This window comes from Nonomuraea sp. NPDC049129 (assembly GCF_040648495.1).
GTDB lineage: Bacteria > Actinomycetota > Actinomycetes > Streptosporangiales > Streptosporangiaceae > Nonomuraea.
This window is the reverse complement of the sequence record NZ_JBEZDU010000022.1, coordinates 70,046-94,796: the sequence shown is the minus strand read 5'-3', so window position 1 is coordinate 94,796 and position 24,751 is coordinate 70,046. Positions and strand designations below refer to the sequence as shown.

The 24,751-nt window shown below is 69.6% G+C and carries 24 protein-coding genes; 13 read left to right on the top strand and 11 right to left on the bottom strand.

What is annotated here, in order from left to right; genetic code table 11:
* Positions 1–77: 77 nt before the first annotated feature.
* Both AB0B64_RS45900 and AB0B64_RS45895 read right to left on the bottom strand, forming a co-directional pair.
* Positions 78–323 (bottom strand): sulfurtransferase TusA family protein, encoded by a 246-nt coding sequence (locus tag AB0B64_RS45900; protein ID WP_225298426.1) that lies wholly within the window; start codon positions 321–323, stop codon positions 78–80.
* The gene (locus AB0B64_RS45895; protein ID WP_357944949.1) at positions 320–1,462 is read right to left on the bottom strand and encodes a cysteine desulfurase family protein; all 1,143 of its coding nucleotides are present in this window, start codon (positions 1,460–1,462) and stop codon (positions 320–322) included. Before AB0B64_RS45895 ends, AB0B64_RS45900 begins: the two co-directional genes overlap by 4 nt.
* 174 nt (positions 1,463–1,636) lie before the next feature.
* Here AB0B64_RS45895 and AB0B64_RS45890 point away from each other — a divergent pair, with 174 nt between their 5' ends.
* The 4 genes from AB0B64_RS45890 to AB0B64_RS45875 all read left to right on the top strand — a co-directional run bounded on the left by AB0B64_RS45890 (position 1,637) and on the right by AB0B64_RS45875 (position 5,927).
* Positions 1,637–2,431, top strand: coding sequence for a cytochrome c oxidase subunit II (locus AB0B64_RS45890; protein WP_357944951.1), 795 nt, complete (start codon positions 1,637–1,639; stop codon positions 2,429–2,431).
* A complete protein-coding gene (ctaD, locus tag AB0B64_RS45885) occupies positions 2,428–4,089 on the top strand; it encodes a cytochrome c oxidase subunit I (RefSeq protein WP_358188181.1) in 1,662 nt (553 codons plus the stop codon). The genes AB0B64_RS45890 and ctaD overlap by 4 nt, the downstream gene beginning before the upstream one ends.
* Positions 4,089–4,502: a cytochrome c oxidase subunit 4 gene (locus AB0B64_RS45880; protein WP_225298434.1), complete on the top strand. Its 414-nt coding sequence runs from the start codon at positions 4,089–4,091 to the stop codon at positions 4,500–4,502. Before ctaD ends, AB0B64_RS45880 begins: the two co-directional genes overlap by 1 nt.
* A gap of 141 nt (positions 4,503–4,643) precedes the next feature.
* Positions 4,644–5,927 carry an Ig-like domain-containing protein gene (locus tag AB0B64_RS45875; RefSeq protein WP_357944957.1) on the top strand — a complete coding sequence of 428 codons (1,284 nt, stop codon included), beginning with the start codon at positions 4,644–4,646 and terminating at the stop codon, positions 5,925–5,927.
* Between the two features lie 133 nt (positions 5,928–6,060).
* Here the strand turns inward: AB0B64_RS45875 and trpD are convergent, their stop codons facing one another.
* Both trpD and AB0B64_RS45865 read right to left on the bottom strand, forming a co-directional pair.
* Entirely contained in the window at positions 6,061–7,107 is a 1,047-nt protein-coding gene (trpD, locus tag AB0B64_RS45870) for an anthranilate phosphoribosyltransferase (protein WP_357944960.1), read from the bottom strand.
* 9 nt (positions 7,108–7,116) lie between these two features.
* Complete coding sequence (locus tag AB0B64_RS45865; protein WP_357641975.1) at positions 7,117–7,515, bottom strand: hypothetical protein; 399 nt, start codon at positions 7,513–7,515, stop codon at positions 7,117–7,119.
* 197 nt (positions 7,516–7,712) lie between these two features.
* Here AB0B64_RS45865 and AB0B64_RS45860 point away from each other — a divergent pair, with 197 nt between their 5' ends.
* Genes AB0B64_RS45860 through AB0B64_RS45845 form a run of 4 tightly spaced genes read left to right on the top strand, consistent with a single transcriptional unit; the run spans position 7,713 to position 11,948 of the window.
* Positions 7,713–8,363, top strand: coding sequence for a heme-copper oxidase subunit III (locus AB0B64_RS45860; RefSeq protein ID WP_225298440.1), 651 nt, complete (start codon positions 7,713–7,715; stop codon positions 8,361–8,363).
* Positions 8,364–8,377: 14 nt separating this feature from the next.
* Positions 8,378–9,190: a c-type cytochrome gene (locus AB0B64_RS45855; protein WP_357944962.1), complete on the top strand. Its 813-nt coding sequence runs from the start codon at positions 8,378–8,380 to the stop codon at positions 9,188–9,190.
* Positions 9,187–10,299: a Rieske 2Fe-2S domain-containing protein gene (locus AB0B64_RS45850; RefSeq protein WP_357944964.1), complete on the top strand. Its 1,113-nt coding sequence runs from the start codon at positions 9,187–9,189 to the stop codon at positions 10,297–10,299. Before AB0B64_RS45855 ends, AB0B64_RS45850 begins: the two co-directional genes overlap by 4 nt.
* Entirely contained in the window at positions 10,296–11,948 is a 1,653-nt protein-coding gene (locus tag AB0B64_RS45845; RefSeq protein ID WP_357944967.1) for a ubiquinol-cytochrome c reductase cytochrome b subunit, read from the top strand. The genes AB0B64_RS45850 and AB0B64_RS45845 overlap by 4 nt, the downstream gene beginning before the upstream one ends.
* Before the next feature lie 379 nt (positions 11,949–12,327).
* Here AB0B64_RS45845 and AB0B64_RS45840 read toward each other — a convergent pair whose 3' ends face one another.
* Both AB0B64_RS45840 and AB0B64_RS45835 read right to left on the bottom strand, forming a co-directional pair.
* On the bottom strand, positions 12,328–12,615 hold the full coding sequence (locus tag AB0B64_RS45840) for an Lrp/AsnC ligand binding domain-containing protein (RefSeq protein ID WP_225298448.1): 288 nt from the start codon (positions 12,613–12,615) through the stop codon (positions 12,328–12,330).
* A gap of 9 nt (positions 12,616–12,624) precedes the next feature.
* Positions 12,625–14,325 carry a DEDD exonuclease domain-containing protein gene (locus tag AB0B64_RS45835; protein WP_358188150.1) on the bottom strand — a complete coding sequence of 567 codons (1,701 nt, stop codon included), beginning with the start codon at positions 14,323–14,325 and terminating at the stop codon, positions 12,625–12,627.
* 86 nt (positions 14,326–14,411) lie between these two features.
* Between AB0B64_RS45835 and AB0B64_RS45830 the strand changes: the two genes are divergently transcribed.
* From AB0B64_RS45830 to AB0B64_RS45820, 3 genes are all read left to right on the top strand, one after another.
* On the top strand, positions 14,412–15,908 hold the full coding sequence (locus AB0B64_RS45830) for a serine/threonine-protein kinase (RefSeq protein WP_357944973.1): 1,497 nt from the start codon (positions 14,412–14,414) through the stop codon (positions 15,906–15,908).
* Positions 15,898–17,370, top strand: coding sequence for a serine/threonine-protein kinase (locus tag AB0B64_RS45825; protein WP_357944976.1), 1,473 nt, complete (start codon positions 15,898–15,900; stop codon positions 17,368–17,370). Before AB0B64_RS45830 ends, AB0B64_RS45825 begins: the two co-directional genes overlap by 11 nt.
* A 76-nt stretch (positions 17,371–17,446) precedes the next feature.
* Positions 17,447–18,979, top strand: a complete 1,533-nt coding sequence (locus tag AB0B64_RS45820; protein ID WP_357944978.1) for a hypothetical protein — start codon at positions 17,447–17,449, stop codon at positions 18,977–18,979.
* A 59-nt stretch (positions 18,980–19,038) separates the two neighbouring features.
* On the opposite strand, the gene AB0B64_RS45815 is transcribed toward AB0B64_RS45820, so the two are convergent.
* From AB0B64_RS45815 to AB0B64_RS45800, 4 genes are all read right to left on the bottom strand, one after another.
* A complete protein-coding gene (locus AB0B64_RS45815) occupies positions 19,039–19,239 on the bottom strand; it encodes a hypothetical protein (protein WP_357944981.1) in 201 nt (66 codons plus the stop codon).
* A 95-nt stretch (positions 19,240–19,334) separates the two neighbouring features.
* A complete protein-coding gene (locus tag AB0B64_RS45810) occupies positions 19,335–20,930 on the bottom strand; it encodes a PH domain-containing protein (protein WP_358188130.1) in 1,596 nt (531 codons plus the stop codon).
* Positions 20,927–21,418: a PH domain-containing protein gene (locus AB0B64_RS45805; protein WP_358188124.1), complete on the bottom strand. Its 492-nt coding sequence runs from the start codon at positions 21,416–21,418 to the stop codon at positions 20,927–20,929. Before AB0B64_RS45805 ends, AB0B64_RS45810 begins: the two co-directional genes overlap by 4 nt.
* A 29-nt stretch (positions 21,419–21,447) precedes the next feature.
* Positions 21,448–21,675, bottom strand: a complete 228-nt coding sequence (locus AB0B64_RS45800) for a hypothetical protein (protein WP_358188111.1) — start codon at positions 21,673–21,675, stop codon at positions 21,448–21,450.
* Between the two features lie 110 nt (positions 21,676–21,785).
* On the opposite strand from AB0B64_RS45800, the gene AB0B64_RS45795 reads away from it, so the two are divergent.
* Both AB0B64_RS45795 and AB0B64_RS45790 read left to right on the top strand, forming a co-directional pair.
* Entirely contained in the window at positions 21,786–22,982 is a 1,197-nt protein-coding gene (locus AB0B64_RS45795; protein ID WP_358188108.1) for a histidine kinase, read from the top strand.
* Positions 22,979–23,641 carry a response regulator transcription factor gene (locus tag AB0B64_RS45790; RefSeq protein WP_358188102.1) on the top strand — a complete coding sequence of 221 codons (663 nt, stop codon included), beginning with the start codon at positions 22,979–22,981 and terminating at the stop codon, positions 23,639–23,641. The genes AB0B64_RS45795 and AB0B64_RS45790 overlap by 4 nt, the downstream gene beginning before the upstream one ends.
* Here the strand turns inward: AB0B64_RS45790 and AB0B64_RS45785 are convergent.
* Positions 23,616–24,692, bottom strand: a complete 1,077-nt coding sequence (locus tag AB0B64_RS45785) for a phosphotransferase family protein (protein ID WP_357944994.1) — start codon at positions 24,690–24,692, stop codon at positions 23,616–23,618. The two genes, AB0B64_RS45790 and AB0B64_RS45785, sit on opposite strands and share 26 nt — an antisense overlap.
* Positions 24,693–24,751 lie beyond the last annotated feature (59 nt).

Here is a 24,751-nt window from a genome sequence, read left to right as displayed (position 1 = left end):
TCCCCCCAGAAGTCGATGGTCTGACCCGAGGGGCTTCCTACCCACTTTGGGGTGCTCTGCGCCGTACGTACGAAATATCAGTAATTGCGGCGTACGTGGATGGACCAGCCGCCCTGCGGCAGCTCGTAGGAGCCCACGTGGCGGTGGGACTTCAGGCGGCACCACGCGGGGACGTCCGTGAACGCGGCCGGATCGTCGGCAAGGACGGCTATCACGGCGTTGAGCGGGACGTAGTTGATCTGCTCGGCGAGCATGATGATCGGGATCGGGCACTTCTTCCCGAGCGCGTCGATCGTCAACGCCGGCTGAATAACCTCGGTCATGCGACTCCTGCGTCCTGCCGGATTCGGTGCACCACATCGGGCAGCACGGCGAGGAACCTGTCGACCTCGGCCGCGGAAGCGCCCCTGGGCAATGACACCCGGACATTCCCATGCGTGAGCACGCCCATGGCTTCCAGAACGTGCGATGGACGAAGCGTACTAGCGGTGCACGAACTCCCGGACGATACTGCGAATCCGGCCTTGTCCAGCTCGGTGAGCAGGACCTCCCCGTCGACATAGAGGCAGGAGAAGGTCACGATGTGGGGCGCCCGCTCGACCGGATCGCCGATCACCTCCACGTCGGGCACGATCTCCGGCACGGTCCGCCTGATCTTGTCGACGAGCGCGGAGAGCCGGGAACGTTCGCGCGCCGCCTCGGCGCTCATCGCGCGCAGCGCGGCCGCGGCGGCGACGATGCCCGGTACGTTCTCGAACCCGGGGACCCGGCGCCGCTCGCGCTCGTCCTCCGGCAGGAACGACCTGAACCGCGTGCCCTTGCGCACCACCAGCACGCCCACCCCGGCGGGACCGCCCCACTTGTGGGCGCTGGCCGTCAGCACCGACCAGCCCTCCGGAATCGGCAGCCGACCGGCCGTCTGCGCGGCGTCGACCAGCAGCGGGACGCCGTGCTCCCGGCAGGCCGCGGCCACCTCCGCCACCGGCTGGAGCGTGCCGACCTCGTGGTTGGCCGTCTGCAGGCAGGCCAGGCCCGTGTCGGGCCTGGCGACGGCGGCCTTGAAGGCGGCCGGGTCGACGCGTCCGCGCAGATCCACCCCCACGATCTCCACCGTACCGCCGCCGCGTTCGTGCAGGCTGGCGGCGTGCAGCACGCTGGAGTGCTCGACCGCGCTGGTCACCAGATGCCGCCCAGCCCTCCGCCTGCCGTGTAGGGTGCCGAGCACGCCGAGATGCACGGCCTGTGTGCCCGAAGAGGTGAACGACACCTCGTCCGGGCGCGCGCCGAGCGCCTCGGCCACTTCCGTACGGGCCTGCTCCAGCAGCAGGTGCGCACGGCGGGCCTGGCCGTACAACCTCGCGGGGTCGGCCCAGCCGACATCGATCGCCGCCAGGAGCGCCTCGCGGGCCTGGGGATGGAGCGGCTCGGTCGAGGCCGCGTCAAAGTACGCCACGAGACCCATCGTCCCACTTGCCGTACGCCATCGAGGGGGCGCGCGGGAGGGCGGGGCTCTTGCACGCTAATGTGTCTGCAATCAGCTGTGCTTTTAGACATACGAGCGCCCAGGAGGACTCCTGGGCTTCATCTGTGGGGTAGGCGATCCGTGAGTCCGACTCGCCGTTCGACACGGCGTTCGTTGGCCCGGCGCAGAGTGCCGCGAGCCGCCGCTTTGGCGTTGCTGCTGGCCTCCGCTACGGCATGTGCTAATGACGTTCCCAAGGCCGATTGGTCCAAGGGTCTGCTTCCTGAGCACATCACCAGCCAGGGCGACATCGTCCAGAATCTTTGGAACGGGGCCTGGGTCGCCGCACTCGCCACGGGCGCCGTGGTCATCGTCCTGATCATCTGGGCGTGTGTGTTCCATGTGAAGCGCAAGGCCAAGGCCGAGCTCCCGCCGCAGGTCCGTTACAACCTGCCGATCGAGATGCTCTACACCTTGATCCCGCTGGTGATGGTGTCGGTGTTCTTCTTCTTCACCGCGCGCGACAGCCGGGATCTGCAGGTGCTCTCCGGCCACCCTGACGTCAAGGTCAAGGTGGAGGCGTTCCAGTGGAGCTGGCGGTTCACCACGACGATCAACGGCAAGACGTTGAAGCCGGTCGTGGGCCAGCCTGTGAGCGACTACAAGTCGGGCCCGCAGCTCGTGCTGCCCGTGGGCAAGAAGGTGGAGTTCGAGCTGGAGTCGCCCGACGTCATCCACTCCTTCTGGGTGCCGGCGTTCCTGTTCAAGCGTGACGTCATCCCGGGGCTGCCCAAGGACAACAAGGGCCGCTTCTTCGAGATCACCACGCTCGACAAGCCCGGCGTCTACGCGGGCCGTTGCGCCGAGCTGTGCGGCGTCGACCACAGCCGCATGCTCTTCTCGGTGAAGCTCGTCAAGCAGGCTGAGTACGACCAGTACATCGCGACTCAGGCTGGGAGCGCTCAGTGACCGCCATCCAAGAGCCAATCTCGACGACCCCGAGGCGCGCCTCCAAGGGCGCGGTGGTCGTGAAGTGGCTGTCCAGCACCGACCACAAGATCATCGGTCACCTCTATCTGATCACGTCGTTCGCCTTCTTCCTGATCGGCGGCGTCATGGCGCTGATCATGCGGGCCGAGCTGGCGCAGCCGGCGCTGCAGTTCGTCAGCAACGAGCAGTTCAACCAGCTGTTCACCATGCACGGCACGATCATGCTGCTGATGTTCGCGACGCCGCTGTTCGCCGGGTTCGCCAACGAGCTGATGCCGCTGCAGATCGGCGCGCCGGACGTGGCCTTCCCCCGGCTGAACATGGTGAGCTACTGGCTCTACCTGTTCGGCAGCATCATCGCGGTGTCGGGCTTCTTCACGCCCAACGGCGCCGCCTCCTTCGGGTGGTTCGCCTACACGCCGCTGTCGACCGCGATCAGCTCGCCGGGCATGGGCGGTGACCTGTGGATCATGGGTCTGGCGCTGTCGGGCCTGGGGACGATCCTCGGCTCGGTCAACTTCATCACCACGATCATCTGCATGCGCGCGCCGGGCATGACGATGTTCCGCATGCCGATCTTCACCTGGAACATCCTGCTGACCAGCATGCTCGTGCTGATGGCCTTCCCGGTGCTGGCCGCCGCGCTGCTGGCCCTGGAGGCCGACCGCAAGCTCGGCACCCACATCTTCACCCCGGAGAACGGAGGGGCGCTGCTGTGGCAGCACCTGTTCTGGTTCTTCGGCCATCCGGAGGTCTACATCATCGCGCTGCCGTTCTTCGGCATCGTGAGTGAGATCTTCCCGGTGTTCAGCCGCAAGCCGATCTTCGGCTACATCAGCCTCGTGGCCGCGACGATCTCGATCGCCGGCCTGTCGATCACGGTCTGGGCGCACCACATGTTCCCGACCGGGCAGGTGTTGCTGCCGTTCTTCTCGTTCATGACGTTCCTCATCGCGGTGCCGACGGGCGTGAAGTTCTTCAACTGGATCGGCACGATGTGGCGTGGGCACCTCACGTTCGAGTCGCCGATGCTGTTCTCGATCGGCTTCCTGATCACCTTCCTGCTGGGCGGCCTGACCGGCGTCATCCTGGCCTCGCCGCCGCTCGACTTCCAGATCAGCGACACCTACTTCGTCGTGGCCCACTTCCACTACGTGGTGTTCGGCACGGTGGTGTTCGCGATGTTCGCCGGCTTCTACTTCTGGTGGCCCAAGTTCACCGGCAAGATGCTCGACGACAAGCTCGGCAAGCTGCAGTTCTGGCTGCTGTTCATCGGCTTCCACGCGACGTTCCTGATCCAGCACTGGCTCGGCGTCGTCGGCTTCCCGCGCCGCTACGCCGACTACAGCCCGGCCGACGGCTTCACCGACCTGAACCTCATCTCGTCGGTCGGCGCCTTCGTGCTCGGCCTGTCGGTGCTGCCGTTCTTCTACAACGTCTGGAAGACCGCGCGCAGCGCGCCCAAGGTCACGGTCGACGACCCGTGGGGCTACGGCAACTCGCTCGAATGGGCGACCTCCTGCCCGCCGCCGCGGCACAACTTCACCATGCTGCCGCGGATCCGGTCCGAGCGTCCCGCGTTCGACCTGCACTACCCGCACGTGTCCGCCAAGACGCCCCAGGAGGTCGAGGCCTGATGAAGGTACAGGGTTGGCTGTTCCTGCTGTGCGGCCTGTTCTTCGCCGGCGTGGACGTCGCTTACTGGTTCTGGACCAAGGCGGACACCGGGCACGGGGAGCCGGTCGGCACCACGGCCATGGCCATCTCGGTCGGCTTCGCGTTCATGATCGGCTACTACCTGATGTTCACGGCGCGGCGCATCGGCGACCAGCCCGAGGACAACAAGCAGGCCGAGATCAGCGACGGCGCCGGTGAGATCGGGTTCTTCAGCCCGAGCAGCTGGTGGCCGCTGTTCCTCTGCCTGGCGGCGGCGTTCGCGTTCGCCGGGTTCGTGATCGGGTTCTGGATGTTCCTGATCGGCGTGTTCCTGATCATCATGGCCATGATCGGATTCGTGTTCCAGTACTACCGGGGTAACTTCTCGCACTGACCGCGAGACTTTCGGCGGGTGTCCTCTTCTGGGAGAGGACGCCCGCTTTTTGTTGTTCTTTGCCGGTACACGGATGTGACGAATCAAGCACTCAGGGTAACAAGTGAGGGGAATGGATCGATCTCGGACGGGGGAGTGCACGTGGGGCGCTTGGCTCATGGATCCGCCGGGCTGCTGGCCCTGGCCCTGCTGACATCGTGTTCTGGGACCCAGACCGACCCTTCCGGAAGCGCCGGGGCGACCGGTGCCGCCACCGGGGGTCCGGCTGCCGGGGCCGCGGCCGGTCAGACCGCCGCGGTCGGTGACGGGGTCGCGAAGCCGCCTGTGGCGGCCACCGTGGTGGTGAATCCACTCAACAAAGCCGGAAATATCCCGACGGACCAGACCGTGGTCGTCACCGCGCAGTCCGGCACCCTCAAGAGCGTCCGGATCCAGGGCGGCGGCAAGGCGGGCGAACTGCCGGGCGTGCTCAGCGCCGACGGCACTGCCTGGCGCAGCACCCGTACCGCCAGGCCGGGCACCACGTACACGATCACCACGCTCGCCGCCGGAGCCGACGGCAAGCCGATCGAGAGCACCAGCACGTTCTCGACGGTCAAGGCGACCAAGACCTTCGACATCGAGACGGTGACGCCGAACCGCTACGACACCGGTCTGACGGTCGGCGTCGGCATGCCGGTCATGGTCACGTTCGACCAGCCGATCACCGACCGGGTGGCGGTCGAGCGCAATCTCGTCATCCACAGCTCGAAGCCGGTCGAGGGAGCCTGGCACTGGTTCGACGACCGGCACGTGGACTTCCGGCCGCTGCACTACTGGCCGGCCCACACCAACGTCCGCATGGAGGCCCACCTGGCCGGCGTACGCGGGGCCGAGGGCGTGTACGGCAAGCGCGACTTCGCCTTCGACTTCAAGATCGGCCGTTCGCAGATCACCAAGGGCAGCACCGACGTCCACGTGCTGACGGTCCGCCGTGACGGCAAGACGATCCGCACCATGCCGATGAGCGCCGGCCAGGGCGGCGACTGGAAGTACTACACGACCTCCGGCATCCACCTGGCCATGTCCAGGGAGCCGGTGACCGTCATGACCTCACCCGGCATCGGGCCCGGCTCGGCGGGCTACTACCAGCTGACCGTCTACGACACCGTGCGCATCTCCAACAGCGGCGAGTACATCCACAGCGCGCCGTGGTCGGTCGGCTCGCAGGGCTACGCCAACGTGAGCCACGGGTGCGTGAACGTCAGCCCGGAGAACGCGGCCTGGTTCCTCAAGAACACACTGATCGGGGACCCGATCATCATCACGGGCTCGCCCCGGGTGCTGGAGCCGACCAACGGGTGGGGGCACTGGCAGGAGAGCTGGCGGGAGTGGCTCAAGTGGAGCTCACTCAAGGCCGCCCCCACCATGCTCCTCAACCGCTGAACACTCCTTAGCCGCTGAGAGCTCTTATCGCGGAAGGCCCGTGCAAGGCGCTACGGCTGAGGCCCTCTGTCCGTCCCTGGGGTCCTCGTGGGAGCCCTCTTGAGCGTCCTGCGGTCGCCAGGTCCCGATGGGGTCAAGCCGGGCTGAGGGAGCGGCTGGTCTCTATCCAGCGGTCCAGGGCGGCGGCGGCGCGGCCGGAGTCGACGGCCTGGACGGCGCGCGCGTAGCCGTCGATCATCGCCGCGTCGAGGTCGTCGCCGGGTCCGTCCAGCGCCACCAGGGCCGCTGCCGCGTTGAGCAGCACGGCGTCGCGCACCGGGCCCGTCTTGCCGCGCAGGAGGTCATGGACCGCCTGGGCGTTGAAGTCGACGTCGCCGCCCTTGAGGGCGCCCGCGTCGGCCCGGGGGATGCCGAGAACGGAGGGGTCGAAGACGGTCTGGGTGGCGGCGCCTTCCTTGACGATCCAGACCGTGGAGGTCGTGGCGATCGTGAGCTCGTCGAGGCCGTCGTCGCCGCGGAAGACCAGGGCGGAGACGCCGCGCTCGGCGAAGACGCCCGCGAGGACCGGCAGCATGTTCTTGTCGAAGACGCCGATGGCCTGGGCTGCGGGGCGGGCCGGGTTGGTGAGCGGGCCGAGGAAGTTGAAGACCGTCGGGACGCCGATCTCCTTGCGCGGCGGCCCGGCGAAGCGCAGCGCGGGGTGGTAGACCGGGGCGAAACAGAAGGCGATGCCCGCCTCGCGGGCGACGAGGGCCGTCTGCTCGGGCGTCAGGTCGAGGCGGATACCCAGGTGCTCCAGCACATCAGCGGCGCCGCACGAGGAGGAGGCGGCGCGGTTGCCGTGCTTGACCACGCGGGCGCCCGCGCCGGCGGCCACGATGGCGGCCATCGTCGAGACGTTGACCGTGTGGGCGCGGTCGCCGCCGGTGCCGACGACGTCGACGACCGGGCCCTCGACGTCGAGCGGGGTGGCCAGCTCCAGCATGGTGCGGGCCAGGCCCACGACCTCGGCCACCGTCTCACCCTTGGCCCGCAGCGCGACCGCGAACCCGGCGATCTGGGCCGACGTCGCGGAGCCGGACATGATCTCCCGCATCGCCCAGGAGGTCTCATCGGCGGTCAGATGCTCACCCGACAGGAGAGCCGAGAGCAGGGCGGGCCAGGTCGTCCGGGCATCCACGGCGGGCACCTACTTCGCGTTGAGTCGGGTCGAGGCGCGGCGGCGCATCAGGTCGGCGACGGTGTCGGCCAGGACCATGGGCTCCAGCGGCTGCGGGACCACGGCGTCGGCCTTGGACCAGTCGGCCAGCCAGCGGTCGTCGCGCCGGGCGATGATCAGGCAGACGGGCGGGCAGTCGTAGACCTCGTCCTTGGCCTGGCGCGAGACGCCCATGCCGCCGGCGGGCTGGGTCTCGCCGTCGAGGATGGCCACGTCGATCTCGCCGGAGCCCAGCCACTGGTGAACCTTGGGCTCGGTGGCGCACTCCACGATCTCCACGAGGGGGACATCGGCGGCGGGTCGCCGGCCGATCGCCAGCCGAACCTCTTCACGGGTGGCGGCGTCGTCGCTGTAGACGAGGACCCTCATCGTGTCGTCGGTGCTCACGGTCGCGCTCACTATCGGTCGTAGCTGTATGGTCACCTGGGATCGTACCGGTGCCCCGGCCCGCAATCCCAGGCCGCCGTCTCTGGCGGGCGTTTTGTCCCCATTTTTTGAGGTTACGGGCATGTTTGTTCCTGCTTACGGGGGGGTCGTGCGCGGGACCGCCCACAGAAGCCGCAATAATGCTGCCCGTGGCGACAGCATCCGCAATAACTTCGACGACGACAGCACAGCCGTACCGCAGGCCCAATCTGGTCAGCGTCGGTACGATCGTCTGGCTGTCCTCTGAGCTCATGTTCTTCGCGGCGCTGTTCGCGATGTACTTCACCATCCGGTCGGTGAGCGAGGGCAACGGCCTCGAGTGGGGCCCCGCGCTCCTGCAGAAGGGCGTGGAAGCCGAAGGCGCTCACCTGAACATCCCGTTCGCGACGGTCAACACGATCATCCTGGTCCTGTCGAGTGTGACGTGCCAGCTGGGCGTATGGGCCGCGGAGAAGGGGCAGGTCGGCAAGCTCCGCTTCTGGTATCTCGTGAGCTTCCTGATGGGCGCGGTCTTCGTCGCCGGTCAGCTGTACGAGTACGGCGAGCTGGCGAAGGAGGGCGCGACCCTGTCCGCGAACGCCTTCACCTCGGTGTTCTACCTGACGACGGGCTTCCACGGCCTGCACGTAACGGGTGGCCTGATCGCGTTCCTCTTCATGCTGGGACGGACGTACGCCGCGAAGCGCTTCACGCATGAGCAGGCCACCAGCGCCATCGTCGTGTCCTACTACTGGCACTTCGTCGACGTCGTCTGGATCGGTCTTTTCGCGACCATCTACATTATTCGTTAAGGAACGGGATCTCTGTGACTAGGATCACCGCTTGGCGGCGGCATCCCCTCGCGAGATACGCCGTCCTGATTTTCGCGTTGGCGCTGGTCGGGATGGCATACACCGCCTTTGTTCAGGTGGGTAAGCCTGCTGACGCGGCCCTCGCGTCAGGCAGGGTCGACGACGTGGCCGAGGGCAAGGCCCTGTTCGAGCTGCACTGCTCCAGCTGCCACGGGCTCAACGCGCAGGGCATCAGCGGGAAGGCTCCCACGCTCATCGGCGTCGGGGCCGCGGCCGTCGACTTCCAGGTGAGCACCGGCCGCATGCCCGCGGCCGACTCCGGCGCCCAGGCGCCGCGCAAGCCGGAGAGCAAGTGGGTCAACCCGGACTCGATCCGCAAGCTCGGCGCCTACGTGCAGTCGCTCGGCGGCGGCCCGCAGGTGCCCGGCAAGGAGCAGGTCGACGCCAAGCTCGGCGACGCGGGCAAGGGCGGTGAGCTGTTCCGCGCCAACTGCATCCAGTGCCACAACTGGGCCGGCGCGGGCGGCGCGCTGACGCAGGGCAAATACGCCCCCAACCTGAACCAGGCGTCTCCCACGCAGATCTACGAGGCCATGATCACCGGCCCGCAGGCGATGCCGGTCTTCAACGACTCGACGATCACGCCTGAAGAGAAGCGCAGCATGATCGCCTACATCACCAATGTTCGCGAGCAGAAGGACCCGGGAGGTTTTGGCCTCGGGCGTATTGGCCCGGTCACCGAAGGTCTCGTAGCTTGGATAGCGGGCCTCAGCGCCCTCGCCCTCGCCGCCATCTGGATCACCGCGAAGAAGCGACAGAAGTCATGACAGACAACGAGCATGAGATCGAGCAGCCGGACGAGCGCGTCCCACGGCGCGTCATCGGCACCCCCGCGCCGGGCACCTCGATGCTCGGCGCCCCCGAACGCGAGGACGTCGAGGTAGAGATCCCGGGCGTCACGCTGCAGGACGAGCAGAAGGCGCGCAAGGCCGAGAAGATCGTGGCGCTCTGCTTCACGATCACGTTCCTCGCGGCCATCGCGTTCATCATCTCGTACGTCTACTTCCAGGTCGGCAGCCCGGAGAGCACCGGCGTGTCCAACCTGGCGCTCGGCGGCACGCTGACGATCGCGCTGCTGGGGCTGGCCTCCGGCATCGTGATCTGGGTCCGCATGATCATGCCGAAATACTCCCTGGTCCAGGAGCGCCACCCCATGGTCTCCGGCGAGGAGGAGCGGGGGGTCGTCGCCGAGACCTTCATTCAGGGTGCCAACGAGAGCGGTTTCGTCAAGCGCAAGCTGCTGCGCCGCACGCTGCTGCTCGCGGCCGCGCCGCTGGGCCTGCTCCCGGTGGTGCTGCTGCGCGACCTCGACAACTCCAAGATGCCCGGCGCCGCCTTCAACAAGACGCTGCGGCACACGGTCTGGGGTGAGAAGACCAAGGACGGCAAGCCGCGCAGGCTCGTCGTCGAGGGCACCGGCCAGCCGATCCGCGCGGCCGACTTCAACTCGCCGGGCGGCATCCTGTCGGTGGTGCCCGATGGCTACCAGCACGACCTGAACGCCCTGGCCAAGGCGACGCTGATCCTGATCAAGTTCCGCCCCGAAGAGATCAAGTCCGGGACCAACCAGAACTGGACCCACGACGGGATCGTCGCCTACTCCAAGATCTGCACGCACGTGGGCTGCCCCGCGGCCCTCTACGAGCAGACCACCCACCACATCCTCTGCCCCTGCCACCAGTCGACCTTCGACGCCGCCGACGGAGCGAAGGTCATCTTCGGCCCGGCGGCCCGGCCGCTGCCGCAGCTGCCGATCACGGTCGACGGTGAGGGTTTCCTCGTCGCCGAGGGGGACTTCAACGTGCCGCCCGGTCCCAGCTATTGGGAGCGCGGCGACGCCGAAGCCGAGGCCAGGTCCAAGGGAGGCCAGGCATGAGCGAGCTGACCACCGTACCCAAGGCCATCGCCGGCCCGTCGAACTTCCTCGACGAGCGCCTCGGCGCGGGCAACTTCCTCAAGCGCAACTTTCGCAAGGTCTTCCCCGACCACTGGTCGTTCCTGCTGGGCGAGATCGCGCTCTACTCCTTCGTCATCCTGCTGCTGACCGGTACGTTCCTGACGTTCTGGTTCAAGCCGAGCATGGCGGAGATCGCCTACGACGGGTCGTACGCCCCGCTCAAGGGCGTCATGATGTCCCAGGCCTACGCGTCGTCGCTGGAGCTCAGCTTCGACGTCCGGGGTGGTCTGCTCATGCGGCAGATGCACCACTGGGCGGCCCTGATGTTCGTGGCCGGCATGATGGTGCACGCGCTGCGGGTGTTCTTCACCGGCGCCTACCGCAAGCCGCGCGAGCTCAACTGGCTGATCGGCGTCGGGCTGCTGACGCTGGCGCTCGCCGAGGGCCTGACCGGCTACTCCCTGCCTGACGACCTGCTGTCCGGCGCCGGTCTGCGGATCACCGAGGGTGTGGCGATCTCGCTGCCGCTGGTCGGCACGTACGTCACGTTCTTCCTGTTCGGCGGGGAATATCCGGGTGAGGATGTCATCTCCCGGTTCTACTCACTGCACATCCTGCTCATCCCGGGCATCATCCTGGCGCTCGTCTCCGCCCACATGGTGCTCATGTGGACGCAGAAGCACACCCAGATGCCCGGCAAGAACCGCAACAACCACAACGTGGTGGGAGCGCCGTTCTACCCGGCCTTCATGGCCAAGGCGGGCGCGTACTTCCTGTTCACGTTCGCGGTGGTGGCGGGGTTGGCGACCTTCGCCCAGATCAACCCGATCTGGCTGTTCGGGCCCTACACGCCCGCCGACATTTCGGCCGGTTCGCAGCCCGACTTCTACATGGGCTTCCTCGAAGGCGCGCTGCGCATCATGGTGCCGTGGGAGATCAACCTGTTCGGCACGTCCCATGCCGGGACACTGCCGCTCAGCGTCATCATCCCGGCGTTGGTGCCCATGGGCATCATCATGACGGGCCTGGCGCTCTATCCGTTCCTGGAACGCTGGGTCACGGGCGACAAGCGCGAGCACCACATCGCCGAGCGTCCGCGCAACAACCCGCACCGCACCGCGATCGGCATGACGGCCATCACGTTCTACGGTGTGCTCTGGTTGCTCGGCGCCAACGACGAGATCTCGGCCAACTTCCACATCAGCCTGAACGTGACCACGTACGCGGGGCGGGTGCTGATCTTCGTGGCGCCCGCACTGGCGTACCTGATCACGTATCGCATCTGCCTCGGCCTGCAGCGCTACGACGCGGGTGTCGTCTCGCACGGCGTCGAGTCGGGTGTGATCAAGCGGCTGCCGCACGGCGAGTACATCGAGCTGCACACGCCGGCGGACGACGACATCGCCGCGCACGTCCAGGGCAAGGAGCCGGTGCTGATGCTGCCGGCCGCGCCCGACAGCGCGGGCATCCCGCCGAAGGGGATGCGCGGCCCGCTCGGCAAGCTGCGCGCCCGGATGTCCAAGGCGTACGGAGGGGAGAAGATTCCTCTCGGCGACGGGCATGGGCATGAGCATGAGGAGGAGCACGCGGCGATCGGAGCCGGCGACGACCACTCCGTGACGCGGTAGTTTCTCTTCGGTTCGGGCCCGGGCGGATCATCCGCCCGGGCCCGTTCTTTTGGCGTCAGGTGTCTTCAGGGCCGGTGTTCTCTCGCGCGGGTGACTTCTCGCACGGCGTCGAGTCCGGCGTGATCAAGCGGCTGTCCCACGGCGAGTAATCGAGCCGCACACGGCGGGCGTAGTGAGCGGTGCATGGCGGTTGCGGTGAGGGGTCGCCGGAAGCCACGGTCTCACCGTCTCGTCACGGCGCCCAGCCCCGCACACCTCAGGACCGTATCCCTGGACAGGGCCCAGCCCCGCACGCGCATTGGGGCTCACCGTGCCTGCCGTAAAAACTGATCGCGCCTCTATAGGCGGCGGCGCTCAGCCCGAGGCCGGATGAGTGGAGCTAGTCGCTTTCGCCGAAGCCGATCGAGAACGCCGCGTCGAGATCGTGCTTGGAGTAGGTGCGGAAGGCGATGTGGGTCTCGGTGTGGAGCACGCCGGCCACCTTGTTGAGGCGCCCCGGGATCACCTCGGCGATCTGCTCGTAGGCGGCCACCCGGACCATCGCCAGCAGGTCGTATTCGCCGGTGATGGAGTAGACCTCGCTGACCCCCTCGATCTCGGCGATCGTCTGGGCGACCTCCGGGATCCGGTCTACCTCGGCGTTGATGTGGACGATAGCCGTGACCATGGGCCAACTCTAGCGGCCCTGATCGAGGCCGCGGTAGGCGAGGTCGATGCGGGCCTTGTGGCGGGCGGCGCCGTGGGCGGGCAGGCTCCACTCGCCGTCGACCTCCACCAGGCGCACCCCCGGTGACTCCAGCCAGCGCAGGATGCACTCGGTCTCCTCGGCGCTGGCCGCGTGGACGGGCCCGGGGCCGGGGATGACGCTCTCGGCCATGGCCACGAGGGACTCGACATAGGGGACGGGGTGGGCGCCGCGGGGCATGACGCCGGCCGCGCTGAGCCGGCCGTAGCGGATGACGTGGATGTCCCAGCCGCCGTCGAAGGCCGGGCTGGCGGCGACCAGCTGGGGGATGCGGGTGATGGCCGTGAGGCGCTGCATGCGGGCCGCGGTGCGGACGAAGGCCGCGAGACGGTCACGGTCGACGGAGGCCTCCTCGTAGCGCTGCTCGACCGAGAGGCGCTCCATACGGGCCGACACCGCGGAGAAGACGGACGAGGCGTCGAGGGTCATGGCCCGGCGGGCGGCCTGGGCGTGCAGCGCGTAGTCGGTCTGACTCTCCCTGCCCTCGCACGGCGCTCCGCAGCGGCCCATCTCGTAGAGGACGCAGGCCGCTCGGTGGGTGCGCAGGCTGATCGGCTGCGTGCATTGGCGCAGCGGCACCGCCTCGTGCAGGGCGATGCGGGCGTCGTCGGCCGAGCGGCTGCTGGAGAAGGGACCGAGGTAGGCGGCGCCGTCGTCCTTGAGCTCGCGCACGATCGACAGGCGGGGGAACGGCTCGTCGGTCAGCTTGAGCCAGACGACCTTCTCCGGGAAGCGCGACCTGCGGTTGTAGCGGGGTTTGGCGCCGCCGATCAGGCGCAGCTCGCGTACTTCGGCTTCGAGGGCGGTGGTGCAGACGATGTGGCGGACCCGCTCGGCGATGCCGATCATCTCGCGGATGCGCGGGCGGGTCTCGCTGGCGGTGAAGTAGGAGCGGACGCGGTTGCGCAGGTTGGTGCTCTTGCCGATGTAGAGGACCTCGCCGCGTTCGTCCTCGAAGAGGTAGACGCCGGGGGAGTGGGGCACCGACTCGGCCAGGTGGCGCTTGCGCTGCTGCTCGGGAGTGGGGGCGCGGACGAAGGACTTGAGCTCTTCGAGCGTGTGGACCTGGAAGGAGCCGGCCCGCTCGATCAGCCCGTGGAGCACGTGGACGGTGGCCTTGGCGTCCTGCAGGGCGCGGTGGCAGGGGTCGGTCGGGCTGCTGAAGAACCTGGCCAGCGTGGCGAGCTTGGCGTTGGGCGTCTCGTCACGAGTCAGCACGCGGCGGGCCAGGTCGACGGTGTCGACGACCGGGTTGGCCGGTGGGGGATAGCCGTGGGCCGCGCAGGCCGCCTTGACGAAACGGGTGTCGAAGCTCGCGTTGTGGGCGACCAGGGTCGTGCCGCGGATGAACTCGAGGAATGCCGGCAGCACCGACTCGATGCGCGGCGCGGCCACCACCATGGCGTCGGTGATGCCGGTCAGCACGGAGATGAACGGCGGGATCGGCCCGCCGGGATCGACCAGCGTGGAGAACTCCCCGAGCACCTCGCCCGCCCGCACCTTGACCGCGCCGATCTCGGTGATCATGTGATCGGCCGGGGAACCCCCGGTCGTCTCGAGGTCGAACACGACGAACGTGACGTCGCTCAGCGGAGTGCCGAGCTCGTCGAGAGTGCCTTGAACCGGATCCACGAACCAAGACCATAGAGAGGTAGACCGACAGTTATCAGTTTCGAACGAATAACTGTCTGGCTTGATCCTTAGTTACCCTTCCGTTTATGTCCGGGGGAAGACTCGCCAGCCGCTACTCACTGCTGCGGCCGCTCGGTAGCGGCGGCATGGGCAGGGTATGGCTGGCCAGGGACGAGATGCTTGACCGTGAGGTGGCGGTCAAGGAGCTCACGCTGCCCGAGGGCCTGTCCGCCAAGGAGCGCGGCGACCTCGTGACTCGGGCCGTACGCGAGGCGCAGGCGACCGCGCGGCTGCGGCATCCGGGCATCGTGGCACTGCACGACGTCATCGTCGAGCACGAGCGGCCGTGGCTGGTCATGGAGCTGCTGCGGGGCCGAACGCTCGCGGACGCGGTCCGGGAGCGCGGGGCGATGCCGCAGGAGCAGGTCGCCGACATCGGGGCGCGCGTCCTGGACGCGCTGTCCGCCGCGCACGCGCAGGGGTTGCAGCATCGCGACGTCAAGCCGGGCAACGTCTTCCTCACCGACGGCGGCCGGGTGGTGCTCACCGACTTCGGCATCGCCCGGCAGGAGGGGCAGGCGACGCTGACGGAGCAGGGGCTGATGATCGGCTCGCCCGGCTTCATCGCGCCCGAGCGGCTGGAGGGTGAGCCGGGCGGCTCGGCCAGCGACATCTGGTCGCTGGGCGCCACGCTGTTCACCGCCGCCGCGGGTGGGCCGGCCTACGGCGGCTCGTCGGCCGAGCGGATCAGGGCGACGCTGACGCTGCCGCCGCCGGTCGTGCCCGGCCCGATCGGGCCGGTCCTCGCCGCCATGATGGCGCGCCATCCCGCCGCCCGCCTCGACGCGCGGGCCGCCATGCACGCGCTCGGAGAGGTCGCGGCGGGGCGGACGGTCCGGCTCGCGACGCAGCACGATCTCACCGCGCCCGGCCGGGTGAAGCGCCGCGGTAAGGCGATCGTCTGGATCGCCGCCGCCGTGGCGGTGCTGCTGATCGCCGTCGGCGTCACCTACTTTGTGACGAAAAATCAGGACAAGGTGCCAGAAGCCTTCAGCGTCCCCATGAACGTGTGCTCGCTCCTCGCCCAGGCCGAGATCGGCGAGCTGCTGAACACCCGGCAGCCGCCCAAGCCACAGCCCGGCTCCGACGAGGTGGGCCCCAAGTGCGGCTGGCCGGTTCAGGGCAGCGGCGTGGGGCTGCAGCTCCAGAAGGACTCCGACACCGCCGACCCCTGGTCGATGACTCCGGTGACGGCCCACACGCTGCTGGGCAACCAGCAGCGCTACTGGGCCAAGTACGACCAGGTCGACTGGACCTGGCCGGAGATCGGGGTGAAGAACTCACTCAAGGCCAAGCGCACTCCGGTCCACGCCCTCACCGGCGTCGGGGAGGAGGGCTTCGCCTTCGAGCTCGCCGGGCCGTCGGGGCGGGTGCACTCCGCCCACGTCTACTACCGGCTGGCCAACCTGGTGGTGAGCGTCGAGTACACCACGCTCGCCACCAAGCCCACCGACGAGGACATCAGGCAGTCGGCGCTGAAGGCTGCACGGGCCAGCGAGCGGGCGTTGCGCAGTGCAGGCTGACTTCTACCTCCTGGCCGGCCGTTACCGCCTGGTGGAGCGGCTCGGCGAGGGCGGCGCGGGCACCGTGTGGCGGGCGCTCGACCAGACGCTCGACCGGCAGGTCGCGGTCAAGCAGATGCGGGTGCCGGCCGGGCTGACGCCGCGCCAGCGGGCCGAGTTCGCCGATCGGGCGATCCATGAGGCCAGGTCCGCGGGGCGGCTGCGCGATCCCGCCATCGTGCTCGTCCACGACGTGGTGCTCGACGGCGACCAGCCGTGGATCGTCATGGACCTGGTCGCCGGGCGCTCGCTGGACAAGGTCATCGAGGAGCGCGGCCCGCTGCCGCCGCAGGCCGTGGCCCGCATCGGGGCGCAGGTGCTGTCGGCGCTGCGGGTGGCGCACGCGCACGGCATCCTCCATCAGGACGTCAAGCCGGGCAACATCATGCTCGACGCCGACGGCTCGGCCATGCTCACCGACTTCGGCATCGCGACTCCGATGGGCGGCCGGGGCGATCGGCGGGGCACGGCGGGCTCGCCCGGCTACATGGCCCCCGAGCGGCTGAACGAGCATGCCGCCGGCCCCGCCTCCGACCTGTGGTCGCTCGGCGCGAGCCTCTACACCGCGGTGGAGGGCCGGCCGCCGTTCGAGCGCGCCCTGCCGGCCGCGGTGGCCGCCGCGGTGCTGCTGCACGACCCGCCGTTTCCGGCCAGGGCGGGGCGCGAGCTCGGCGGGCTGCTGATGGCCATGTTGGCCAAGGACCCCGCGGCCCGGCCGTCGGCCGAGCAGGTCGGCGAGCGGTTGAGCGGCGTGCCCGCTTCCGGCGCTCGCCTCGTGCCCGCTTCCGGTGCTCGCCGATGGTGGCTCGTGCCCGCCGTGCTGGCCGCCGTCGCCGTGGTGGGGGTGGGCGGCTGGTACGGCGTGAGCGTACTGAACGGGCCGAAGGAGACGGGCAGCTACGCGGCGGCGCCCGACCCGTGCGGGCTGATCGGTGACGCAAAGGCCGGGCAACTGCTGAAGGATCCCGGGCAGGCGTCTACGGGCGCGGTGCAGCGGCAACGCACCAGGCCGGGCGAGTGCGTGTGGCAGGTGCGCGACGGCTCCCGGATCGTCCGCTCGATCACCGTGCGGACCAGGGCCGAGCAGCCCGACGGCGACTACAGCGGTCCCGCCGTGGCCCGGCTGCGGTTCGACAGCGAGCGCGGCAGCCGCGCGGCGGCGAAGGGCACGGTCTTCCGCAAGACCGTCGGTCCCCTGGCCGACGTGCCGGGCGTGGGCGAGGCGGCGTTCGTGCAGGACACCTACGAGCTCTACATGAGCAGCACCAAATCCGGCCGATCGGACACCACGCTGCTCTTCCGTACGAGTAATCTCGTGGGCGAGGTCATCCTGCGCCGCGAGGACGTTCCGCCGAGTTCCCCGGCCGACAGGGAGACGGCGATCGAGTCCGCCCGCGTGGTCTCCGCGGCGCTGCGCGACTGAAGCCCTTCGCAAGCATCTTGCAAGTGGTGTGACTAGCATGTTTCCCCGCAAGTCAGGGCAACCTCAGGAGTCCCTCGTGAATCCCGGTAGCGCGTTCGAGCCGCCGACCAACCCCTATCCGATCCAGGGCAGGCAGTTCGAGCAGCCGACCATGCCACCCGGACCGCCCGGATCGCCCTGGGGGCCGCCCCCGCCTCCGCCTCCGCCGCGCAGGCGGTCGTGGATCCTGCCCGTGGTGGCCGTCGCGGTGGTCGTGCTGATCGGGGGCGGCGCGGGTGCGTACATCGTGTACGGGAAGGTCGCCCGCTCCACACCTTCGACCGGCGCCAAGCCGGTCAAGTCGCCCGTCTCGGCGGCGGCGCCGGCGCTCGACGTGTGCTCGATGCTGCCCAAGAGCGAGGCCGAACGCCTCGTGCCTCAGGCGACGGTGGCCAAGGGCTCCAACGACTCCGACTACACGCTCAGCTTCACCTGCAACTGGGTCAACCGCCGCATCTCGTTCGGCGAATACTGGCGCAGCCGGGAGATCGACGTCCGCGTCGAGCAGCACCGCGGCGACGGCGCCAAGACCGGCCGGACCATGGCCCAGAACTCCTACGACATCGACTACGGCGGCGGCAAGTACGCCGAGACGGCCAAGCCCACGCCGAAGAAGGGGGAGAAGGAGTACGTCTCCCCGGTCAAGGACGTGCCCGGCATCGGTGACGCCGCGTTCGCCCAATACACCTGGCGCCGTTCCGGCAAGCTGCTGTGGTACTCCTTCGGCGAGGCCCACGCCCGCGTCGACGACATGACGATCAAGGTCAAGTACCAAGCCGACCAGCAGCGCAAGGACGCGCAGATCCTCAGTAACGCGACCACCCAGTCGGTCACCGAGGCCAACGGGATCCGCGAGGCCAGCACCGTACTCGGGCACATCGCCAAGGGCGTAGCGGCCTGGAAGGCGCAGCACCCCAACGTGCTGGCCCAGCCGGACAAGGCCGCCGTCACCAGCACGCCCAAGCCCGAGGGGACGCCCTCGCCCACGAACCTCGCCATCTTCCCGGCCGCCTGCCAGGCCATGAAAGACCCGGTCAGCCGGCTGGTCCCCACTCCCACGCCGCGCGCCCGCGGCACCGAGGTGGGCAACGACGCGCAGACCGAGTGCCGGTGGCTGAACCTGGACATCCCCGTGGGCGCCGACGTCAAGCGGATCCGCAGCGCGCTGATCACCACGCACCGCTTCACCAACCGGGCCGGCGTCGAGGACGCGCCGGCCGCGCGCGCCTACTACACGGGGCAGCGCGGCAGCCGCGGCGCCAACGCGGGCTCCACCATCGGCGGCATCTCGTGGAGCGGGCTGTCCGAGGTCAAGGGCCTGGGAGAGGCGGCCTTCAGCCAGTACGTGCGGATCACGCACGGCGAGACGTTCGCCTCCACGGGCACGGTGCTGCTGCGGCAGGGGGCGATGGTGATCGTGGTGGACTACTCGGGCGCCGAGCGGCCCAAGGACGAGCCCGTCAACTCGCCCAAGGTCAAGCTGATGTCCGACAAGGAAGCGCGTGACGGGGCGCTGTCCCTGGCCAAGACGTACCTGGCCGAGCTGGCCAAGAAGCCGATCGGCAGCTGACCGGGCAGCGGGCCCGACCGGCCCGACCGGATGGTGGGCGTCCGGCCTGGCTGGGCGCTTCAGGCCGTCCAGTGGCCGCTGTCGCGCATCGCGAGCTCGCTCACGGTCACCGGCATGACCGGCGTCGCGCCGGACCTCTGGGGGCCGCTCAGCTCCCCGCAGAGGCACCCGGCCGCCCGCTGGCGGCTCGCGTGGCGCGGGCTCGGCAGGTGAGCCCGCCCTTCGAGCCGCCGCGAATCCTCCCGTCGTGGATCGTCCACCCGGCCTGAGCTTGACGGCGACGGTTACAGCTCTGCAAGTGCGTTGCAAGTGCGGCAAATAGCGTGGGCCCCGCAAAGCAAATGAGCCGCGTGATCTAGCTTGTCCAATACAGGGGCGTGGGCAAGCCGGGGGAGATCCGCGGCTCGCTGCTTTTCCCGGCGAGGAAGGGCTCCAGCAGGCCGGGTACGGCGCGTGCCGCCAGGTCGAGCCCCTCGCCCGTGCCGACGTCGACCACGTCGTAGTGCCCGTCTCCCGCCGCCGTCGTCGCCGAGAGCGTGAGCAGACCGGCGCGGCGCTGGAAGAACGACTGCTCGATCGTCCAGCCGACGATGCCGCTCCGGTCGAGCGCGACCGTACGCCGTGCGGCCGAGCCCTTCCTGGTGATCAGGTGGTGCGGACCGAGCGCGTGGCCGAGCCCCCGGTAGGCGTCGGCGGCCAGCCACAGGCCGGTCGGGAGCCCGATGACCAGCACGGCCGCAGGCCAGATCCAGCCCGCCTGCCACGTCCAGAGGAGCGGCGGCACCCCGGCCAACGCGGCCAGCACCACGACGCCGACGACCGCGCGGACGAGGCGCCTGTGCCGGGCCGCCGCAGGATGCGCCACCAGCCCGGCCCGCCACGGTCCCACTGCGGGCGACGTCGCGGCCTGCCCCGGCTCCGCCCGCGAGGCCACCGCTCCGGGCCGTCCCAGACCCATGACGCGTTCGGCGATCTGTTCGGCCACTGGGCGGGGGAGTGGTGGGGTGAGCGCGGCCACGTCCTCCGTTTCGTTCTCGGCCGCCTTGCGCAGCCCGGTGGCGACGGCCTTGACCCGCGCGCCGCCGCCCAGCCGCAGCAGCAGTGGCTCGCTGATCTCCACGCCGCGCAGCCGCCGCTCCTCCAGCGTCAGGGACCGGCTGGTCAGCAGCCCACGTCGCAGCCGTAGCCGCCCCGGTTCGCGCTCCAGCCGGTAGCGCCCCCACGACTCGGCGAACAGCAGCAGCGCGCCCGCCACCCCGATCACCACGTTGGCCGCCACGAGCAGCGGCACCGCCAGCCACGGCTGCCCCGTGACCCAGCCCCAGGCACCCTCTGCCGTCCCAGTGGTGAACAGGTTCACGCCGAACGCGTCCAGCAGCTTGTAGAGCGCCCCCAGCACCAGCGCGCCGCCCGCGAACGACCACACCGACAGCGGCGCGTACCTGATCCAGGCCCACCGCAGCTCCGCCAGCGCGCGGTCGTCCCCGAGCGGGACCTCGCCGGTCCGCAGCAGGGTACGGCGCAGCTCCTCGGCCTCCCACCTGGCCAGCGGGTCAAGGGTGAGCTCGGTCCCCTCGCCCGGATGCTCTCCGGTGCCGACCTTGACGACGGTCAGCCCGAACACCCGCCGTACCGGATCCGCCGTGAGGTCGACGCTGCGCACGCGGTCGCGCGGGATCGAGCGGTGCTGCCGTACGGCGATGCCCGAGCGCAGTTCCAGGCGCTCCGTGGTGAGCCGCCACTGGGTGGAGCGGAGCCGGGCCCCGTCGTACGCCAGGACCGCGGCCACGATCAGCGCCGCCGCGCCCGCGCCCGCCGCGACCGTGGCGCCCAGCGACCAGTCGAGCCCGATCAGCGTGCGCACCAGGACGGTCACCGCGGGCACCACGATCGCCAGCGACAGCACCGCCGATGCGCCCAGGCTCCGTGAGGAGAGTTTCCGCCAGCTCACGTCGCGTCCCCCGGTGTCGCCTGGGTGATCGCGGTGAGCCGCTGTGCCAGCTCGGCCGCCAGCTCGTGGTCCAGCGCCTCGATCTTGATCGCGCCCGCCGCCGAGCCCGTGGTCACCGTGACGTCCGCCAGCCCGAACAGCCGCTGCACCGGCCCCCGCGCGGTGTCGACCGTTTGGATGCGCGACATCGGCGCGACCCGCCAGGTGTGGGTCAGCCAGCCCTTGCGCGTGTAGACGGCCTCGCCGGTGACCTCCCAGCGCTCCACCCGGTAGTACGCGCGTGGCGCGGCCACCGCCAGCAGCAGGCAGCCCGCCGCGAAGACGGCCGTCACGATCCCCAGCCAGACGGACCGCTCGGTGAACAGCCAGTAGGCCGCCACCGCGGCGGCGGCCACCGGCACGGCCAGGATCATCGCCTGGACCGTCCACCAGGAGATAGCCCGCCTGTCGGCCTGGTTGCGCGGCGGACGCAGCGTCGTCGTGCTCACGTCTGGCTCGCGTGGTCGCGCGGCGGTGCTCACGTCCGGCCCCCCGTCTTGCGCATCGACGCCGAGGCCGAGAGCAGCACCAGCCCGAGCACGCCGATCACGATGGCGGCGAAGATCTCGCGGCCGTGGAGGAACGGCAGGATGTTGACCAGCAGCAAGTCGTGGGCCCACCGCCACCAGCCCAGCAGGGTGTTGACCACGCCGCCGACGCCCTGCGCCACCAGCAGCCAGCCCAACAGGTACAGAATCACTTTCACGCCATCCAGCGTTCCGCGCCCGCGATGCCCGCCGCGTCGGCCGTAGGTCTCGGCGACCATCGACTTTGGTCGCTGTCCTTGGGCCCGGGCAGCCTCTAACCTCGTGGAACGTGACGGAATACCGGTGGCTGCTGCCCTCGGTCCTGCTGGGGGACGGCGACGAGCGGCGTCCGGTGCGGCGCTCGACCCGCGACTGGATCGTCGACGTCCTGATGTTCCTGGCCGCTTGCGGGCTGGCTCTGTTGAGCATGCCGGACCTGGAGGGGCAGCCGACGCCCGTGGTGGCGATCGAGCAGGTGGTCGGCGCGCTGGCCTGCGCGGCGGTGTGGTTGCGCCGCAGGTGGCCGGTCGGGCTGGCGCTGGTGACCACGGTGCTGTCGATCTATCTGACGCTGGTGGGCGGGCCCGCGGTCGTCGCCCTGTTCACCGTGGCGGTGCACCGGCCGTTCAAGATCTCCGGGCCGGTCGCGCTGCTCGGCCTCCTGACGCTGATCCCGTTCTCCATGCTCAGGCCCGACAAGGAGCTGGGCCTGCTGGGGCAGAACGTCTTCGGGGCGGCCATCGTGCTGACCGTGTTCGCCTGGGGCATCGTGGTCCGAGCCAGGCGGCAGCTCGTCTGGTCGCTCAGGCAGCGCGCCGACAGCGCGGCGGAGGAGGCCAAGCGGCTCGAGCGCGAGCGGATCGCCAGGGAGATGCACGACGTGCTCGCGCACCGCATCTCCATGCTCAGCCTGCACGCGGGCGCGCTGGAGTTCCGGCCGGACGCGCCCGCCGAGGAGATCGCCAGAGCCGCCGGGGCGATCAGGAACAGCGCCCACCACGCGCTGCAGGACCTGCGCGAGGTGATCGGCGTGCTGCGCCACTCGGCACCCGCGGCCGGTGACCCCGTCCCCGACCGCCCGCAGCCCACGCTGGCCGACCTGTCCCCGCTGATCGAGGAGTGCCATGAGGCGGGCATGGAGGTGGACTTCGCGCTCGACGCCGGTGACGCGCCGGAGGGGCTGGGCCGCAATGTCTACCGCATCGTCCAGGAGGCGCTCACGAACGCGCGCAAGCACGCGAGCGGTGCTCCCGTGACGGTCACGGTCGCCGGCGGTCCGGGGGCGGGCCTGACGGCCGAGGTCCGTAATCCGCTTCGGGTACGCCAGAGCACGCGCATCCCCGGAGCCGGTGCCGGGCTCATCGGCCTGACCGAGCGGGCCCAGCTCGCGGGCGGGCGACTCGAGCACGGCGCGACCCGCGAAGGCGACTTCCTGGTGCGCGCCTGGTTACCTTGGCCAGTGGAGACTTCCCAGGAGGACGCATGACCGCGCCGATCCGCGTGCTGATCGTCGACGACGACGCCCTGGTGCGAGCCGGACTGTCGATGATCCTCGGCGGGACGGGCGACATCGAGATCGTGGCCGAGGCGGGCGACGGCTCGGAGGTGCCGCCGCTGATCGCCGCGCACCGGCCCGACGTGGTGCTGATGGACATCCGGATGCCCGACGTCGACGGGCTCACCGCGACGGAGGCGCTACGCGCGGCCGAGTCCCCGCCCGAGGTGGTGGTGCTGACCACCTTCCATGCCGACGCCCAGGTGGTGCGGGCGCTGCGCGCGGGGGCGGCGGGGTTCCTGCTCAAAGACATCCCGCCGCGCGAGCTGGTCGAGGCGATCCGGAAGGTGGCGGCCGGCGACCCGATCCTGTCGCCCGCCGTGACCCGCCAGCTCATCACGCACGTCTCCGAGGACGGCGGCCACGCGGTCCGGCGTACGGACAGGGCCCGTGACCTGCTGGCCAAGCTCAGCGAGCGCGAGCGCGACGTGGCGCTGGCCGTCGGCCAGGGGAAGTCGAACGCCGCCATCGGCCGCGAGCTCTACATGAGCGTGGCCACGGTCAAGGCGCACGTCTCGCGGATCCTCACCAAGCTGGACCTCAACAACCGGGTGCAGATCGCGCTCACGGTGTACGACGCCAGCCTTTGAGCATCCGCTCGATCGTGGCCCGGTGCAGCACCAGGTCGTCGGGGTCGTCCGGCATGGGCTGCTCGCCGAAGTGGATCCGGCGCTGCCACACCCTGGCCATGATGGCCCCGTGCCGCAGCGCCGCGTACATCTCGTAGAACTCCATGTCCCGCACCTGATAACCCGTCAGCTCCCGATATTTCCCGCAAACGTCTTCGCGTCGCATGAAGTCGGGAATTCCGGGCATGCCGATGGCCTCGGTAATGTCCTGGAAGAAACGGTGCAGGAAGATCATCCACGCCAGATCGAGCTCGCGCGGCCCCACCGCGGCCATCTCCCAGTCGAACACCGCCACCGGCCTGAAGTCCCGATACATCACGTTCCCGATGCGGGCGTCGCCCCAGCAGAGCACGTCGGGTCCAGGGTCGCGCGGCCAGTGCGCCTCCAGCCAGTCGAAGCCCCGCTCCAGCAGCGGGATCCGCATCCCGCCGTGCGCCCACTCGTAATAGGCGCGCTGCCCGTCCACGTGGCGGCGCAGCCCGCCCTCCGGGAGTACGGCCAGGTCCCCCTCGGTGAACGGCGCGTCGTGCAGCGCGGCCACGATCGCCACTGTCGCATCCTGCAGCCGGCGCCGATCATGCGGCGCCGCGTCGAGCATCCAGCCCTCGAACGTGTACGGCAGGACGTCGGGCGGTACGTCACCATCCTCCCGTTCCATGATGAAAAAGGGAGTGCCCAGCGGGCCGGGGTCGGGCTCGAACCAGAGGGCCCTGGGTGCTGGAATTCCAGCTTTCTCCCTGGCCGAGCGCATGATCTCGAACTGGGCCCGCAGATCGTAGGAAGGGAAGACGGGCACCGCTTCCTGGGCGGGCGCCATCCTGGCCACGCACCGGACGCGCTCTCCGGGCCAGGACGCGGTGAAGAAGAGCGTTTCGCTGGACATGCCGTTTTCCATCGGCCTCGACAGCTCGGACACCGTCACCGGCCGGTCAACTCGCCCGCTGAGCCAGATTCCCAGCCGATCGTGCAGTTCCTCCAGGTCACGGGTGGAGGTGCGCATCTCGTCCGTCACGGTGGGCCTCCTGGATGAACACCGGGTGAACGCGGGTCCCGGCCCAGTCGTATACCCCT

Coding starts and splice junctions, on each gene's coding strand:
- AB0B64_RS45900 (WP_225298426.1), bottom strand. CDS start 323: ATGACCGAGGTTATTCAGCCGGCGTTGACGATCGACGCGCTCGGGAAG.
- AB0B64_RS45895 (WP_357944949.1), bottom strand. CDS start 1,462: ATGGGTCTCGTGGCGTACTTTGACGCGGCCTCGACCGAGCCGCTCCAT.
- AB0B64_RS45880 (WP_225298434.1), top strand. CDS start 4,089: ATGAAGGTACAGGGTTGGCTGTTCCTGCTGTGCGGCCTGTTCTTCGCC.
- AB0B64_RS45865 (WP_357641975.1), bottom strand. CDS start 7,515: ATGAGGGTCCTCGTCTACAGCGACGACGCCGCCACCCGTGAAGAGGTT.
- AB0B64_RS45860 (WP_225298440.1), top strand. CDS start 7,713: ATGCTGCCCGTGGCGACAGCATCCGCAATAACTTCGACGACGACAGCA.
- AB0B64_RS45850 (WP_357944964.1), top strand. CDS start 9,187: ATGACAGACAACGAGCATGAGATCGAGCAGCCGGACGAGCGCGTCCCA.
- AB0B64_RS45845 (WP_357944967.1), top strand. CDS start 10,296: ATGAGCGAGCTGACCACCGTACCCAAGGCCATCGCCGGCCCGTCGAAC.
- AB0B64_RS45840 (WP_225298448.1), bottom strand. CDS start 12,615: ATGGTCACGGCTATCGTCCACATCAACGCCGAGGTAGACCGGATCCCG.
- AB0B64_RS45830 (WP_357944973.1), top strand. CDS start 14,412: ATGTCCGGGGGAAGACTCGCCAGCCGCTACTCACTGCTGCGGCCGCTC.
- AB0B64_RS45790 (WP_358188102.1), top strand. CDS start 22,979: ATGACCGCGCCGATCCGCGTGCTGATCGTCGACGACGACGCCCTGGTG.